Genomic DNA, 14526 nt, shown 5'->3' with positions numbered 1-14526 from the left:
GTACGGGTTGGATCGATCGTGGCGGCGTGCTGGTCCAGGGGAACTCAGAAGTCAATGTCGAGGATGTAGTTGACCTGGACCACGGTCCAACTCGGAACATGGCCATCATGGATGGGGAAGCAACGAGGAGTCTGAGCGGACCGCGCGAGATGACGTTGGGCACGATGTACTTCGGCACGACCGTTCCGGAGGCCATCGGCGTCGACGTCCTGGACGAGGCGTTCGACCTGGGCGTTCGTACGTGGGACACGGCGAACAACTACGCGTTCTGGGTTCCCGGCGGGACCGGCGGCGAGTCCGAGGAGTGCCTCGGACGATGGTTCGCCGCACATCCGGGGCGTCGCGATGACATCTTTCTCTCCACGAAGGTGGGTGCCAGGCCACGGCACGGCAGCAAGAATCTGGCCGATGCCGTCGGTCTGAGTCCCACCGCGATCCGCGGGCAGCTCCACGCATCGCTGGCACGGTTGGGTACTGATCGTGTCGACCTTCTCTACGCCCACATCGACGACGAGACGGTGCCGCTCGCCGAGACGATCGGTGCGATGGAAGAGCTTCGCGACGAGGGACTGGTGGGCGAGATCGGCGCGAGCAATCTGCCTGCCCCGCGCCTCAGGGAAGCCATCGACGCCGCGAGCGGTCACGACAGGGGCTACCGGTTCCTGCAACAGCGATTCACGTTCCTGAATCCGGCGGTCGGCACGGACCTGTCGCCGCACGTCCTGCTCGATGACGCTGTGGCCGCGGAGTGCGCGGCGGGCGGGATCACGATGCTCGGCTACTCGCCACTGCTCTCCGGCGCGTACACACGACCCGATCGGCCGCTGCCGGACGGATACGACACGCCAGCGAACCGCGAGGCTCTTGCCGTGCTCGCACAGGTTGCCGGCCGCTCTGGTCTCGACAGCGGGCAAACGGTTCTCGCATGGATGGCCCAGCGCGCGACCGGGGTGCTCCCGGTGGTGGGCGTCTCCTCAATCGAGCAGCTGCGCTCGGCCGCGACCGCGGTGAAGACGACGCTGCCGCAGCAGGACATCCATGCGCTGGAGGCTGTCAGGATGGCTGGATGAGTATCGACACCCATCAGGCGGTGGGCGCTGTCGCGGCGCGGTTCGGTCTGGATCCCGACACCGTCCGCTACTACGAGCGTCGCGGCATCCTGCCAGAGCCGTCCCGGGATGCCGCTGGCCGCCGCCGATACAGCGACGAGGACGTGCATCTGATCGAGGTGCTGCTGCGCCTGCGCGAGACCGGGATGCCCCTCGCCGACATCGCCTCCTTCACGAGGCTAATAGCGAACGACCCCGACGGGGTGCAAGAACGGCTCGACCTGCTGCGAGAACACCGCGAACGCATCCTCGCCAAGCGCCGTCAACTCGAGAGCGCTCTCGCCCTCATCGACCGCAAGATCGAGGACTACGCCCGTTGCTCCACGTGACGCAGCGCAGTCACGGCACTGTTCCTGTCGGCTCTTGCTCAACTTGCTCGCCGACGAATCCAGACGAGTTCGCCCCCCGGATCCACTTCGCCCACCTGCGCTCCACCCGCCGCGAGACCGAGCCGCGCACCTTCCACGAGGCCGCCCACCTCGGCGGCGACGTCGACATGGTGGGCGTCATCGACGCCATCGTCCGCGAGGAGCACGGCGGCCCGGCTACTCGTTGGTGGGGCGGCTCAAGGGCCTGGCCGAGCTGCGCGGCGTGGAGCTCGCGGTGCGTCAGCTGCGCTGACGTCCGCGCCGGCCGAGGCGCCGTCGGCCGGAACGGGACGGGACCGCACCAGCGGCTCGGCACCGGCGTAGGCGTCAGCCTGCTCGCCGGGGCCGGTCGTGTCCCAGACGCGCGCCGTGCCCGGGGCGTCGGTCCAGGAGGTCCAGCCCGGGTCGAGCGTACGGACGAACGCCGCGGCCGCGCCGTGCACCTCGTCCGCCAGGCGCTGCGGTGGGCGGTCGCCGGCGATCCGCTCCACGCCCGGTGCGTCGAGGACGTCGAAGAAGAACGGCACGTCGAGGCAGTGCAGGGCGATGCCGTGGGTCGGGGACGTCCACGCGAACCGGTAAATCCAGGTCGGCGCCGTCGGGGCCGCTGTGTCGCGGGCCCGGGCGACCTGCACCACCTCGCGCCGGAACACCATGTCGGTGACGTACCTCCCGAGGAGTCGCGCCGTGCCCTGCGCACGCAGGGCGGCGTTCGCCTCCAGGTAGGCGCGTCGCCGGGTCCGCGGGACTCTCAGCAGGGTCAGGGCGAGGCCCGGCGGGACCCACCGGAGCCCGCGCCGGACGCCGTCGAGCACCATCGAGAACTCGTCGTCGGCCGTGCCGAGCACGAGCGGCTTGTCGCCACCGACCCCGGCGCGGAGCGAGGCGATCGTGGGGCGGGGGATCAGGTCGCCGTCCACGACCGGGCCGAGGGAGGTGCCGTTGCTCAGCTCGTCGACGGCGAGGGTGAGCGGTCCGCCCGGAGGCCGTGCCGCCTCCTTCTGCAGCGCGAGGGCCCGGGCTTCTGGCACGCTCCGGAAGCCGTCGAGCGTGGGATCGACCCCGGCAGCCCCGGCGAGGCGTCGTGCGACCTGGCGGGCGCGGTCCTCGGGGACGTCCGCGAGCGCGCCCGACTGGCACCACGCGGCACGGAAGAGGTGCTGGGCCGCCGGCATCCCGAGCAGGGTGAGCACCGCGCCGCCGCCGGCCGACTGCCCGGCGATCGTCACCTGGTCCGGGTCGCCACCGAACCGTGCGACGTTCTGCTGGACCCACTCCAGGGCGAGGATCCAGTCGCGCACCCCTCGGTTCGACGCAGCGCCGTCGACCCACCCGAAGCCGTCGAAGCCCAGGCGGTACGACAGGGTCACGGTGACGACGCCGTCACGGGCGAACGCCGCGCCGTCGTACCAGGGGCTCGCCGGCGACCCGGAGGTGTACCCGCCGCCGTGGACGTAGACCAGCACGGGCAGCCGCGCGGTGTCGTCCGGCGCCGGGGTGAAGACGTTGACGCTCAGGGTCGCGTCGCCCGGGACGGACGGCTCGGGGATGAGCGTGATGCCGGCGTCGCCGCGCTGCGGCGTCGGGCCGTAGGCGGTGGCCTCGCGGACGCCGTGCCACCTCGGGTGGGGCACCGGCGGCGCGAAGCGGAGGTCGCCCGTCGGCGGTTCGGCGTAGGGGATGCCGAGGAACACCGCCGTCGAGCGGGGCGCACCCGGGACTCCTCGCCACGAGCCGCGCACCCGGCCGGCGCGCGTGCGGACCTCGGGACGGGTGCTGGCCACGGATGCTCCCTCCGTCCTTCCGGAGGGAGCCAGGATATCCAGGCGCCCGGCGTGCCCGCCCAGCGACGTCGGCCACCGGCGCTGCCGAGCGGGAACGGCTGCGCGATGATGGCCCACGATGAGCACCGTGACCACGCCCGGGAGGCCGGGCCGGACGGAGCGGCGGGCACGTGCCGCCGTCGCCGCGCTGTTCCTGACGAACGGTGCGCTGTTCGCCAACCTGCTGCCCCGGTACCCCGAGATCAAGACCGCACTGGACCTCAGCAACACCGTGTACGGGCTGGCGGTCGTCGCGTTCCCGGCGGGGGCGATCGTCTCCGGCCTGGCGACGGGTGCCGTGGTCCGTCGGCTGGGGTCGGCGCGCGTCGCGGCGTTCGGGACGGTCCTGACGTCCGTCGGGGTGCTGTGCGCCGGCGCGGCGCCGTCCCTGGCGCTGTTCGTCGCCGCGCTGTTCGCCGCGGGCGCGTCGGACGCGTTCACCGACGTCGCTCAGAACGCGCACGGCCTGCGGGTCCAGCGCCGGTACGGCAGGTCGATCTTCAACTCGTTCCACGCGCTGTGGTCGGTCGGGTGCGTGGTGGGCGGAGCGATGGCCGCCGCGGCGATCGCGCTCGAGATCCCGCTCGGGATCCACCTCGCGGTCACCGGCGTGCTCTTCTCGGCGGTCGCGCTCGCCACGCTGCGGTTCTGCCTGCCGGGGCTCGACGGCGAGGAGCGGGCAGCCGACGAGCGCGCGGCCGAGGCGCGCCCGGCCGCCGCGGCCCGCCCGGCCACCTCGAACGTCGCCGTGCCGCCGTCGGCCCTGCGCGGGAGGACCCTGTTCCTGCTGGCCGCGTTCGTCGTCGTCGCCATCTCCGGCACCGTGGTCGAGGAGGCCACGAACTCCTGGGCCGCCGTCTACCTGTCCGGGTCGCTCGACACCTCGGGTGCCGTCGCGGCCACCGCGTTCATCGCGTTCATGGCGGCCGAGTTCGTGGGCCGGGCCACCGGTGACCGGTTCGTCGACCGTTTCGGCCAGCGCGCGGTGGCGCGCGCCGGCGGTGTGCTCGTCGCCGTCTCGATGGGCCTGGCGCTCGCCTTCCCGTCGGTCCCCGGGACCGTCGTCGGGTTCGCCGTCGCCGGCTTCGGCGTGGCGACCGTGATCCCCGCGGCGATGCACGCCGCCGACGAGCTGCCGGGCCTGCGCGCCGGGACGGGGCTGATGGTCGTCACCTGGCTGATGCGGCTCGGGTTCCTCCTGACGCCGCCGGCCGTCGGGCTGCTCTCCGACGCGAGCGACCTGCGGGTGGGGCTGCTGGTCGTCCCCGCCGCCGGTGCGGCGATCGTCCTCGCCGGCGCCGTGCTGCAGGGACGCCGCGCGACACCGAGGATCAAGCTATGACCCACCTGCCGTACGCGGAGCTGCACCTGCACATCGAGGGCACGCTGGAGCCCGAGCTCGTGATGGAGCTCGCGCGCCGGAACGACGTCACCGTGCCCTACCGCGACGTCGAGGAGCTGCGCGCCGCCTACGCGTTCCGCGACCTGCAGTCGTTCCTCGACCTCTACTACGCCAACATGGCGGTGCTGCGCGAACCCCAGGACTTCGCGGACATGACGACGGCGTACCTCGCGCGGGCCGCGCGGGCGGGGGTGCGGCACGCGGAGATCATGTTCGACCCGCAGGCGCACCTGGTCCGTGGTGTCCCCCTCGAGACGGTCGTCGAGGGGATCGGCTCCGTGCTCGCCACCAGCGAGGACGACCACGGCGTCTCGACGGTGCTGATCGCGGCGTTCCTGCGGGACAGGGACGAGGCCGAGGCGCTCGACGTCCTGGACCGGCTGCTCGCGGCTGGCGCGCCGATCGTGGGGATCGGGCTCGACTCCGCGGAGGTCGGCAACCCGCCGGCGAAGTTCGCGCGGCTCTTCACCCGGGCGCGGGCCGCCGGGCTGCACCTCGTGGCGCACGCGGGCGAGGAGGGCCCCGCCGCGTACGTCACCGAGGCGCTCGACGTGCTGCACGTGGAGCGGATCGACCACGGCATCCACTCGATGGACGACGACGCGCTGGTGTCCCGGCTCGTCGCGGAGCAGGTGCCGATGACGGTGTGCCCGCTGTCGAACGTCGCGCTGCGGGCGGTCGACACGGTCGCCGACCACCCGGTCGTGGCGATGCTGGAGCGCGGCCTGAACGTCTCGGTGCACTCCGACGACCCCGCGTACTTCGGCGGCTACCTGGACGACAACCTGGCGGCGCTCACGACGTCGCTGGGCCTGAGCCACGAGCACCGCGTGCGGCTCGCCGAGAACTCGGTGCGCGCGTCGTTCCTGCCCGGCGACCGCCGTGACGCCCTGCTCGCGCGGATCGCCGCGGCGTCGGCCTGACGCGCCGGCACCACGCGCGGCCTCGCCGGGCAGGATCAGTCGGTGGAAGGTCAGGCTGCGCCGGTGCGCACCACCATCTTGCCGACGTTGCCGCCGCGCATCATGTCCAGGAAGGCCTGCGGCGCGTTCTCGACGCCGTCCACGACGGTCTCGTCGTAGGCGATCCTGCCCTCGGAGAACCAGCCGGTCATGAGCTCACGGAACCTCGGGGCGTGGTCCATGTAGCTCGGCAGCGTGAAGCCCTTCAGCGTCAGGCCGCGGGTGACGGCGTTGGCGAGGTTGTCCGGTCCGGGCGTGCGCTCGGTGTCGTTGTACTGCGAGATGGCGCCGCACAGCGCCAGGCGGCCCCCGGTGTTCATGCGGTCGAGCGCGGCCTCGAGGTGGTCGCCGCCGACGTTGTCGAAGAACACGTCGACACCGTCCGGGGTGACCTCGCGCAGCTGGCGGCGCACGGGGGCGTCCTTGTAGTTGAAGGCGGCGTCGTACCCGTACTTGCCGGTGAGCAGGTCGACCTTCTCCGCCGAGCCTGCCGAGCCGACGACGCGCCCGGCGCCGAGGAGGCGGGCGATCTGCCCGACGGCGGTACCCACCGCCCCGGCGGCGCCGGAGACGAAGACCGTGTCGCCCTCGTGGAGGTCGGCGACGGCGGTCAGGCCGACGTAGGCGGTCAGCCCGGTGAGGCCGAAGATGCCGAGGTAGAGGGACAGGGGTGCACCGGGGATCTCGGGGACCACCTGGAACCCGCGGGCGTCCTCCTGGACGACGTCCCGCCAGCCGTGCTGGTGCAGCACCACGGAGCCGACCGGGACGTCGTCGGCCGCGGACTCGACGACGCGGCCGACGGCACCGCCGGTCATGGTCTCGTCGAGCGCGAAGGGCGGGACATAGCTCTTGACGTCATTCATGCGGCCGCGCATGTACGGGTCGACCGAGACGAACTCGTTGACGACGCGGACCTGGCCCGGAGCGAGGTCGCCGTAGGTGACCTCGACGGTGCGGAAGGTGTCCTCGGTGGGCCAGCCGGTGGGGCGGGCGGCGAGCTGGACCTGGGTGGAGGTGATGCTGGGCATGCGAAGACCTGCCTTGCTGGCTGCGGGGAGGGTGACGGGGATGCAGGGGCGCCTCAGAGGACGAGGCCGGCGGCGAGGACGACGACGGCGAGCAGCGGCACCGTGCCCTGCTTCAGTGCCGCGCCGCGCTTCCCGGGCGACGAGACGAAGAGCACGAGGGCCGCGGCGGCCATCGACCCGGCGCCGGCGAGCGCGAGTGCCGGCCCGGCGGCGGCAAGCCCCGAGCCGACGGCCCCGATGGCGGTCATGACGATGCCGACCGTGGTGACGACCGCGAGGAAGAGGTTGTAGAACCCCTGGTTGAACGCGAGCTCGCGGGTCGCCGCGGCCTCCTGCTCGGTGGTGCCGAACACGGCGCGGGCGCGCGTGGTCCACACGAACGACTCCAGCCAGAAGATGTAGACGTGGAGGGCTGCGGCCAGGCCTGCCAGGACGAGTCCGGCGACGATCATCGGGTGCTCCCTGCTGCATTCTGAAACGGTCGGTACACAAACTATACTGGAACGACCGTTCCAACAACCGGGGGTGCACGATGGGCAGGACGCAGACCTTCGAGACGGCCCGCGTCGTGCGGGCCGCGCTCGGGGTCTTCTGGCGATCGGGGTACGAGGCCGCATCCGTCCCCGCGCTGGAGGCCGCCACAGGCCTGAACCGATCGAGCATCTACCACTCCTTCGGCTCCAAGCGGGGGTTGTTCGACGCCGCCGTGCAGGCGTATCTCGACGACGTGGTGCGTCCGCGCCTGCGGCCGCTGCTCGCGGACCCGGTCGCGCCCGGGGCCGTCGTGGACTACCTCACCGGGTTGCGCGCAGCGCTCGTCCGCCCCGGAGAGATCCAGGCCGACAGCGGCTGCCTGCTGGTCAACGCCTCGGGGGCGCCGATCTCCCGGGACGACGCGGTGCGCCAGACGGTCGCGGACTACCGGGCCGAGCTCCGGGCGGCGCTCGGGCGTGGTGTGGATGCTCGGTTCCCCGGTCGCGCCGAGTCGGAGCGTGACCGGCTGGCGGATCTGTGCACCTCCCTGGTGGTCAGCGCCTTCGCGCTGGTCCGCGTGGACCCGCACAGTGCCGTGGGATCGCTCGACAGCGCCCTGATGCTGCTCGAACGGCCTCGCTCGTGAGAGGCGCCGGGCTCGAGGTCGCCCGGCAGCCCTGTTCGCCCCGATAGTGGAACGGGAATAGCTCCGCACAATTCGGAGCAATCAGGGCAATGTCGAGAATTGTTTATCCTACATTTTGCCCGATTCGATCCGTCGGTGCGAAGATCCCAACCGCCGAACATCGACGTGTGGGCGTACGATCATGAATGCTTGTGGCGGCGGAATGGTCGTTGCTCGTGCACAACACGCCTCGGACCGCCGCTCCTGACGTTCCCTCAAGGCGTGCCGCTCCGCCGACGAAAGGCAGCACGATGGGGTTTCAAACGGCGAGGCACGAGTCTGGGAACATGCACCCAGCTGCTCACCGAAGAAGCAAGATCCTCGGCTCACTGATAGTGACGAGCGCGCTGGTGGCGACAGGTATGTTCTTGACGCCGTTCGGCGCGTCCGCCGCCCCGCCGGCGGTCGATCTCGGCACAGCCACGAGCTACTCGGTGCTCGGGGGGCAGACAGTGACCAACACCGGTCCCACCACGTTGGAAGGTGACCTCGGGGTGAGCCCGGGCGACGCCATCACAGGTTTCCCTCCAGGCATCGTCGGTGGCGCGCAGCACGCCGGTAACGCCGAGGCCGCCCAAGCCCAGTCCGACCTCGTGATCGCCTACGACGACGCGGCAGGCCGTGCCCCGACGGCCTCTGTCGACGGAGACCTCGTCGGGCAGACGCTGACCGCGGGCGTCTACAACTCCACCGGCCCGCTGGAGCTGAGCGGGATGCTGACCCTGGACGGTCAGGGCGACCCGGACTCGGCCTTCATCTTCCAGGTCGCCTCGACGCTGATCACCGCCTCGTCGAGCGAGGTCGTCCTGACCAACGGAGCCCAGGCGTGCAACGTCTTCTGGCAGGTCGGCAGCTCGGCGACGCTCGGGACGGCGTCCGACTTCAAGGGGACCATCATGGCCCTGACCTCGATCACCGTGGACACGGGAACGGTTGTCGAAGGTCGAGCGCTGGCTCGCAACGCCCAGGTCTCCTTGGACACCAACGTCTTCACCATGCCGGGCTGCGACACTGACGGTACGGAGATCGAAGGTACGGAGGTCGAGGGCACGGAGGTTGATGGCACCGAGGTTGATGGCACCGAGGTTGATGGCACCGAGGTTGATGGCACCGAGGTTGATGGCACCGAGGTTGACGGCGTCGAGGTTGACGGCGCGGAGGTTGAGGTTGAAGGCGTCGAGGTTGATGGTGCCGAGGTCGAGGTTGAAGGCGTCGAGGTTGAGGTTGATGGTGCCGAGGTCGAGGTTGAAGGCGTCGAGGTTGATGGTGCCGAGGTCGAGGTTGAAGGCGTCGAGGTTGAGGTTGAAGGCGTCGAGGTCGAGGTTGATGGTGCCGAGGTTGAGGTTGAAGGCGTCGAGGTCGAGGGCACGGAGGTCGAGGGTGCCGAGGTCGGCGGCACCGACGGAGTGCGACAGCCCGGGGTGTCGGCGCTGGCGCAGTCGGGTGTCAGCTCAGCGGTCGGTCGGGTGCTCGGTCTGAGCGCCTTGCTCATCCTCGCCGGGGTGATCCTGGTCCGCCGTTGGTGGGCTCGCTGACCCTTCGGTGGCGAGCCTGCCCGAAATCGGGCAGATTCTGGACACTCGCGCGTCGAGAGCGCATGATGGACCGGTGATCGACGCCGAGCTGGTCTCCCGCGTGGCACTGACGACGGGCCTGAGCCCGTCCGAGGCCGCGCGAGTGGTCGAGGACGTCCTCGCCTGGTACTCCGAACCGGTCGAGGACTACGTCCGGCGCCGGCACGCCGCTCTGCAGAGCTCGGGGCGCCGCAACGCCGAGATCTACGCGCAGATCGTCGACGAGCTGCGCGACCGTGTCGTGGCCGCGCCGCAGCTCACCGAGCGTCAGGTCCGCAGAGTCCTCTACGGCTAGATCGCACCCCCGTCCCACTCACCCATCCTGGAGCAGCACCATGTGCGGAATCGTCGGCTACGTCGGCCCCCAGCAGGCAGCACCCGTCCTCGTCGAGGGCCTGACGCGCCTGGAGTACCGCGGATACGACTCGGCCGGCGTCGCCGTGCTCAACCCGCGATCCAGCGCGCACCCGTCGAGGGTCGTCCGTGCCCAGGGCCGCGTCCGCGACCTCGAGGCCGCCCTGCCCGCGCGGCTCGCCGGCACCACCGGCATCGGGCACACGCGCTGGGCCACCCACGGTGAGCCGAGCGAGCGCAACGCCCACCCGCACACCTCCTACGACGGCCGCGTGCACGTGGTCCACAACGGGATCATCGACAACTTCGCGCTGCTGCGCAGCCGGCTGACCGAGGAGGGCGTCGAGCTGACCTCCGAGACGGACACCGAGGTGATCGCCCACCTCGTGGCGCGCGAGCTGTCGGCCGGCCTGACGCTCGAGGACGCCGTGCGTGCCGCCGTCGGGCAGATCGTGGGCACCTACGCCCTTGCCGTGCTCGACGCCCAGGCCCCCGAGCGGGTCGTCGTGGCGCGCAACGGCTCGCCGTTGCTGATCGGCGTGGGCGACGGCGAGATGTTCGTCGCGTCCGACCCGGCCGCGATCGTGCGCCACACCAGCCAGGTCGTGCTGCTCGACGACGGCGACTTCGCCTCCGTCACGGCCGACGGTTTCCACAGCTTCACCGACGGTGAGGCGAAGACGGCGCGCGCCGCCGTCACCCTCGACCTCACCGTCGAGGAGCTGGAGCTCGGTGGCCACGACCACTTCATGCACAAGGAGATCCACGAGCAGCCGGAGTCCGTCGAGCGGATGCTCACGGGGCGCCTCGACGACCGCTTCGGCACCGCCAAGCTCGCCGGCCTCAACCTCGAACCGCGGCACCTGCGACGCTTCGAGCGGGTCAAGGTGCTCGGCTGCGGTTCGGCCTACTACGTCGGCCAGCTCGGCGCGTCCATGATCGAGGACCTGGCGCGCATCCCCGCCGACGCCGAGCCCGCCAGCGAGTTCCGCTACCGCAACCCCATCATCGAGCCGAGCACGCTGTACGTCGTCGTCAGCCAGTCCGGCGAGACCGCCGACACGCTGTTCGCCGTCCGCGAGGTCCAGCGCAAGGGCGGGACCGTCGTCGGCCTCGTCAACGCCGTGGGCTCCTCCATCGCCCGCGAGGTCGACGGCGGCATCTACCTGCACGCCGGCCCCGAGGTCGCGGTCGCGTCCACCAAGGCGCTGACGCACATGTCCATCGGGTTCGCGCTGCTGGCGCTCAACCTCGGCCGCGTCCACGACCTCTCGTTCGCGGACGGGCAGCGCATCATCGCGGGGCTGCGGGCGATCCCCGGCCAGATCGCCGAGATCCTCGCCGGGGAGGAGTCCCTGGCCGCGGCCGCGAGGGAGCTCGCGACCGCACCGAGCCTGTTCTTCATCGGTCGCGTGCGGGGCTACCCGGTCGCGCGCGAAGGTGCCCAGAAGTTCAAGGAGATCACCTACCGGCACGCCGAGGCGTACCCGACGAGCGAGCTCAAGCACGGCCCGCTCGCCCTGATCAGCCCCGAGCTGCCGTCGGTGGCGATCATCCCGGACGACGACCTCGTGGAGCGCAACATCACCGCGGCGCAGGAGATCCGCGCCCGAGGAGGCTCCGTCGTGGCGATCACGCACCCGGGTGTCGATCTGGGCGACGCCGCGACCCAGCGCATCGAGGTGCCGCGCAACGAGGTCGAGCTCGACCCGATCCTGCTGACGATCCCCACCCAGCTGCTCGGCTACCACGCAGCCGTGGCGCTCGGCGAGGACGTCGACCGGCCGCGGAACCTCGCGAAGTCCGTCACGGTGGAGTGATCCACCCGGGACGCCCGCGCCTCCTGTCGCCGCCGGTCGGCGTCGTCAGGAGGTGGGGGCGGCCCTGAACTCCCAGTGCCACGGCTCGTAGGGGCCCGCGCCGCCCGCGCGGGCCCAGGCGGGGTTGTCCCAGCCTTCTGCCGGGCCGTGCGCGGCGATCCAGGCCCACCGCTCGCCGGCGTAGGTCTCCGGGCACAGGTCGACCGCCAGGCCCCAGCCGTGGTTGGACGTGCCGGGCGCGGCCGCCAGTGCCGGCTTCTGAGCCTTGAGCGTCACCTGCTGGTCGTAGCTGCGGTAGCCGTCCGTGACGCACATCCGCTCCCCGAACCGCGCCATGTAGGCCTCGTTCAACGCCGCGAGGGCGATGGCCGCGTCGGCGCGCATGAGCACCGTGCCGTCCCACGGCGCACAGAGCTCGGCGGTGGAGAGGCGACCGTTGGTCCCCTGGGGCTCGATCGCGGGGTCGCAGCCCGGTGGTGGCGCGGGGGCCTCGGGTTCCGGCGGGGCGGTCTCGGCAGGGACGATGTCGATCGTGTCCCGGTCGATGCGGTCGCCGTCGCGGGAGACCTTGGCATCCCGGTCGACGACGACGGCGTCACCGGTGCGGGCGTCGCCTGTCTCACCGGAACGGGCCGCGATCGCCTGCTCGGCCGCGGCGACCGCCACGGCGTCCGCCGTCGTGGTGCCCTCGGTGCCTTCGGCCCGGGCATCGTCGGGTCCGAGTGCGGGGGCGACGATGGCCGTCGTCGTGGCCAGCATCAGGACGACACCCGCGCAGACCTGTCCGGTGCGCAGAGCGCGGCGGGACGGTGCGGGTGTCTCGGCGAAGTGTCGCCCGCGGCGTCGGGTGGGCGGGGTGGCCTGTCGGGGGCGGGAGTGCTTCATCGCGGCGACGCGCTGCCGTGCGCTCGCCGGGCAGGGTCGGGTGGAGCCGCTTCGTCGAAGGGTCCGGGCGCGCGGGTGTACCGGGTCATCGTCATCTCCAGGCGCCTACGAGGTTAGCTGTCGGATTCGGGTCGGAGACTGACCCGGCCGCCGCGCGCTGCGCGGTCGGCTTCACCCCAAGGGCGCCGTGGCGCCCGTCGTTGGTTCCCCCGCCCCGTGTCCGTCTTGGTCGGCGACGCACGGTGACAGGGCTCGGCGCCCGTGCGACGGACCCCGCGTTTCGCGAGGCAAGCAAAATCTACCTCGCGAAACCGTGATTGTCACGAGAACATAACGGCACGTTCGTGCAGGCTACGTACCGGCCGTGCGGCCCGGCTGTCGAGATGCAACCTAGATTGCACGAACCTCCGGCTACGTAACATGACCGGCCCTTGACCAAGCGGCGAGGGGCTCGCGCGGGGCAAGCTTCCAGGACCGCGGCGGGTCAGAAAACACCGATTGACCCGCCTGTCCCACCGTGGGCAGTTGACGGTGTCCCGCCGTGGGACACCGGAGGGAGGCCGGCGATGTCGGAGTTCGTCAGTACCAGCGAGGCATACCGGGTCGCCCGGGAACGAGCCAGCGTCGCTACAGCCTTCGAGGCGAAGCTGCTGCACATGGCCGTCTTCGATGCGCGCGAGGCCGGCATGTCCGTGCGGGAGGCGGCGGCCGCGCTGAGCGCTCCCAAGTCCACCGTCTCCCGCCACTGGCGCGAGGGGCACCGGTGCGCCGACGTCGTCCCTGTATGGGGATCGGACGCTGCCTGGCGTGAAGCACACGAGGCCATCTGGGCGCACAACCCGAGCGAACTCGCGGACGACTGGGTGCCCTACGAATGGAGCGACGACCCTGACCGCCGCGCCGTCACGAGGCGCGCCCGCGGAGCCGCCGTGCTACGCAACGACCCCAAGCCTCCCGAACGCGAGCAGTAACGACCGATTCTGAGGCGCGTCAGATTCGGGTTATGGACGTTTCGAAACCTCGACGTCGTGCGCCAGGTGGCTGACATCGTTGAGTCGTGTCACCTGGTGGCTGAAGTTGCGCGGGTCCTTGCGCAGCATCGTGATGCTCCCGGACCTGGTTGGGAACTGGACCCGACCGGCAGCCTCGATGGGCATCCCGATCCAGGCCGCGATCAGTAGGGTGGTCGGGCCGCCGTGGGTGACCACGATCTGGTCCTCAGCCCTGGAGTCCATGATGCGAGTCATCGCGCGGTAGCAGCGCTCGGCGAGCTGCCACCGGGTCTCCGCCCCAGCGATTCCTTCGTCGTGGTTGAGCCGCTCGCCTTCGCCGGGGAGCGGGATGCTTCGCTCCCGCAGCCAGGCCTGGGGTTTGCCTTCGGCCTCCCCGAACGACTTCTCCCTGAGGTCGGGGTCCAGCGTCACGGCAGTGTCCAAGGAGCTGGCGATCACCTCGGCGGTTTGCCGTGCACGGAGGAGGTCGGACGAGATGATCTCCGCCCTGCTTCGGTCGAGGGTTGCTGCCAGGGCCTTGGCGATGCTGTCAGCATGCTGCTTGCCCCGCTCGGTGAGTTCGGAGTCGTACCACCCTCCGACGACACCGTCCGTGTGATGGCTCGCCTCCGGGTGCGCGACGACGTAGATGTTCCGCAACTCTCCCAGTTCCTCTCTCGGTTCAGGGTTGTCCGACCAGCCACATTAGATGCCCACGCACCGGGACCGTCCTTCGTACGGGGTGCGTAGCGCCGCGGCGGTCAGGTTCAGTCTTCCGCCCAGGTCAGAAGCGACCGATTGCGAGCCACCTCAGAATCGGGTTCCGGATGTTTCGAAACCTGGCCTGACCTGACCTGGCCGTGGCTGGCTGGCAGCACGGACGCCCCGCGCCTGCACGATACGGCGATGAAATGACGTGGTCACCGGGTCAGCTCGCCCGGCAGCAGTCCGTAGACAAGGCTGTCGCGGCGTCTGCCCTGGAACGAAAGGTGTGATCGCAGCAGACCCTCGCGTCGGAAGCCGCACCGCTCGGCGACACGTTGGGAC

Annotated in this window: 14 protein-coding genes, 1 pseudogene and 1 riboswitch; of the genes and pseudogenes, 10 read left to right on the top strand and 5 right to left on the bottom strand. The window is 71.1% G+C overall.

The window, feature by feature from the left end; genetic code table 11:
* The first annotated feature begins 98 nt into the window (after nucleotides 1-98).
* The 3 genes and pseudogenes from PZC42_RS15895 to PZC42_RS15885 form a co-directional block, all read left to right on the top strand.
* On the top strand, nucleotides 99-1070 hold the full coding sequence (locus tag PZC42_RS15895; protein ID WP_277212578.1) for an aldo/keto reductase: 972 nt from the start codon (nucleotides 99-101) through the stop codon (nucleotides 1068-1070).
* On the top strand, nucleotides 1067-1438 hold the full coding sequence (locus PZC42_RS15890) for a MerR family transcriptional regulator (protein WP_277212577.1): 372 nt from the start codon (nucleotides 1067-1069) through the stop codon (nucleotides 1436-1438). The genes PZC42_RS15895 and PZC42_RS15890 overlap by 4 nt, the downstream gene beginning before the upstream one ends.
* Nucleotides 1435-1590 (top strand): annotated as a pseudogene (locus PZC42_RS15885) (mannonate dehydratase); the annotation flags it as partial. The gene PZC42_RS15890 and the pseudogene PZC42_RS15885, both read left to right, overlap by 4 nt.
* Nucleotides 1591-1674: 84 nt before the next feature.
* Here PZC42_RS15885 and PZC42_RS15880 read toward each other — a convergent pair.
* Nucleotides 1675-3261 carry a carboxylesterase/lipase family protein gene (locus PZC42_RS15880; protein ID WP_277212576.1) on the bottom strand — a complete coding sequence of 529 codons (1587 nt, stop codon included), beginning with the start codon at nucleotides 3259-3261 and terminating at the stop codon, nucleotides 1675-1677.
* Nucleotides 3262-3379: 118 nt separating this feature from the next.
* Here PZC42_RS15880 and PZC42_RS15875 point away from each other — a divergent pair, with 118 nt between their 5' ends.
* Nucleotides 3380-4642 carry an MFS transporter gene (locus PZC42_RS15875; RefSeq protein ID WP_277212575.1) on the top strand — a complete coding sequence of 421 codons (1263 nt, stop codon included), beginning with the start codon at nucleotides 3380-3382 and terminating at the stop codon, nucleotides 4640-4642.
* A complete protein-coding gene (locus PZC42_RS15870) occupies nucleotides 4639-5625 on the top strand; it encodes an adenosine deaminase (RefSeq protein WP_277212574.1) in 987 nt (328 codons plus the stop codon). Before PZC42_RS15875 ends, PZC42_RS15870 begins: the two co-directional genes overlap by 4 nt.
* Before the next feature lie 50 nt (nucleotides 5626-5675).
* On the opposite strand, the gene PZC42_RS15865 is transcribed toward PZC42_RS15870, so the two are convergent.
* Together PZC42_RS15865 and PZC42_RS15860 are read right to left on the bottom strand one after the other, a co-directional pair.
* A complete protein-coding gene (locus PZC42_RS15865; protein WP_277212573.1) occupies nucleotides 5676-6695 on the bottom strand; it encodes an NADP-dependent oxidoreductase in 1020 nt (339 codons plus the stop codon).
* Between the two features lie 53 nt (nucleotides 6696-6748).
* On the bottom strand, nucleotides 6749-7147 hold the full coding sequence (locus PZC42_RS15860) for a DUF1304 domain-containing protein (RefSeq protein WP_277212572.1): 399 nt from the start codon (nucleotides 7145-7147) through the stop codon (nucleotides 6749-6751).
* 80 nt (nucleotides 7148-7227) lie between these two features.
* On the opposite strand from PZC42_RS15860, the gene PZC42_RS15855 reads away from it, so the two are divergent.
* From PZC42_RS15855 to glmS, 4 genes are all read left to right on the top strand, one after another.
* Nucleotides 7228-7815, top strand: coding sequence for a TetR/AcrR family transcriptional regulator (locus PZC42_RS15855; protein ID WP_277212571.1), 588 nt, complete (start codon nucleotides 7228-7230; stop codon nucleotides 7813-7815).
* A gap of 389 nt (nucleotides 7816-8204) precedes the next feature.
* Nucleotides 8205-9389, top strand: coding sequence for an ice-binding family protein (locus PZC42_RS15850; protein WP_277212570.1), 1185 nt, complete (start codon nucleotides 8205-8207; stop codon nucleotides 9387-9389).
* 73 nt (nucleotides 9390-9462) lie between these two features.
* Nucleotides 9463-9723, top strand: a complete 261-nt coding sequence (locus tag PZC42_RS15845; protein WP_277212569.1) for a hypothetical protein — start codon at nucleotides 9463-9465, stop codon at nucleotides 9721-9723.
* Nucleotides 9724-9763: 40 nt separating this feature from the next.
* A complete protein-coding gene (gene glmS / locus PZC42_RS15840; protein WP_277212568.1) occupies nucleotides 9764-11602 on the top strand; it encodes a glutamine--fructose-6-phosphate transaminase (isomerizing) in 1839 nt (612 codons plus the stop codon).
* A 45-nt stretch (nucleotides 11603-11647) separates the two neighbouring features.
* On the opposite strand, the gene PZC42_RS15835 is transcribed toward glmS, so the two are convergent.
* Nucleotides 11648-12487 (bottom strand): M15 family metallopeptidase, encoded by an 840-nt coding sequence (locus PZC42_RS15835; RefSeq protein WP_277212567.1) that lies wholly within the window; start codon nucleotides 12485-12487, stop codon nucleotides 11648-11650.
* An 87-nt stretch (nucleotides 12488-12574) separates the two neighbouring features.
* A riboswitch (cyclic di-AMP (ydaO/yuaA leader) is annotated at nucleotides 12575-12732 on the bottom strand.
* Between the two features lie 321 nt (nucleotides 12733-13053).
* Here PZC42_RS15835 and PZC42_RS15830 point away from each other — a divergent pair.
* Nucleotides 13054-13458, top strand: coding sequence for a hypothetical protein (locus tag PZC42_RS15830; RefSeq protein ID WP_277212566.1), 405 nt, complete (start codon nucleotides 13054-13056; stop codon nucleotides 13456-13458).
* 30 nt (nucleotides 13459-13488) lie between these two features.
* On the opposite strand, the gene PZC42_RS15825 is transcribed toward PZC42_RS15830, so the two are convergent.
* Nucleotides 13489-14139 carry a histidine phosphatase family protein gene (locus PZC42_RS15825; protein ID WP_277212565.1) on the bottom strand — a complete coding sequence of 217 codons (651 nt, stop codon included), beginning with the start codon at nucleotides 14137-14139 and terminating at the stop codon, nucleotides 13489-13491.
* Between the last annotated feature and the right edge of the window lie 387 nt (nucleotides 14140-14526).

The sequence above is a fragment of the Isoptericola croceus genome, assembly GCF_029382255.1.
GTDB classification, from domain to species: Bacteria; Actinomycetota; Actinomycetes; order Actinomycetales; family Cellulomonadaceae; genus Isoptericola; species Isoptericola croceus.
Note: the sequence above shows the minus strand (reverse complement) of the source record. Positions and strands in the feature narration are given on the sequence as shown.

Bases quoted from the DNA above. Each gene is read 5' to 3' on its own strand.
- PZC42_RS15895 (WP_277212578.1), top strand. From the start codon at position 99: ATGGCCATCATGGATGGGGAAGCAACGAGGAGTCTGAGCGGACCGCGC.
- PZC42_RS15890 (WP_277212577.1), top strand. From the start codon at position 1,067: ATGAGTATCGACACCCATCAGGCGGTGGGCGCTGTCGCGGCGCGGTTC.
- PZC42_RS15875 (WP_277212575.1), top strand. From the start codon at position 3,380: ATGAGCACCGTGACCACGCCCGGGAGGCCGGGCCGGACGGAGCGGCGG.
- PZC42_RS15870 (WP_277212574.1), top strand. From the start codon at position 4,639: ATGACCCACCTGCCGTACGCGGAGCTGCACCTGCACATCGAGGGCACG.
- PZC42_RS15865 (WP_277212573.1), bottom strand. From the start codon at position 6,695: ATGCCCAGCATCACCTCCACCCAGGTCCAGCTCGCCGCCCGCCCCACC.
- PZC42_RS15860 (WP_277212572.1), bottom strand. From the start codon at position 7,147: ATGATCGTCGCCGGACTCGTCCTGGCAGGCCTGGCCGCAGCCCTCCAC.
- PZC42_RS15855 (WP_277212571.1), top strand. From the start codon at position 7,228: ATGGGCAGGACGCAGACCTTCGAGACGGCCCGCGTCGTGCGGGCCGCG.
- glmS (WP_277212568.1), top strand. From the start codon at position 9,764: ATGTGCGGAATCGTCGGCTACGTCGGCCCCCAGCAGGCAGCACCCGTC.
- PZC42_RS15835 (WP_277212567.1), bottom strand. From the start codon at position 12,487: ATGAAGCACTCCCGCCCCCGACAGGCCACCCCGCCCACCCGACGCCGC.
- PZC42_RS15830 (WP_277212566.1), top strand. From the start codon at position 13,054: ATGTCGGAGTTCGTCAGTACCAGCGAGGCATACCGGGTCGCCCGGGAA.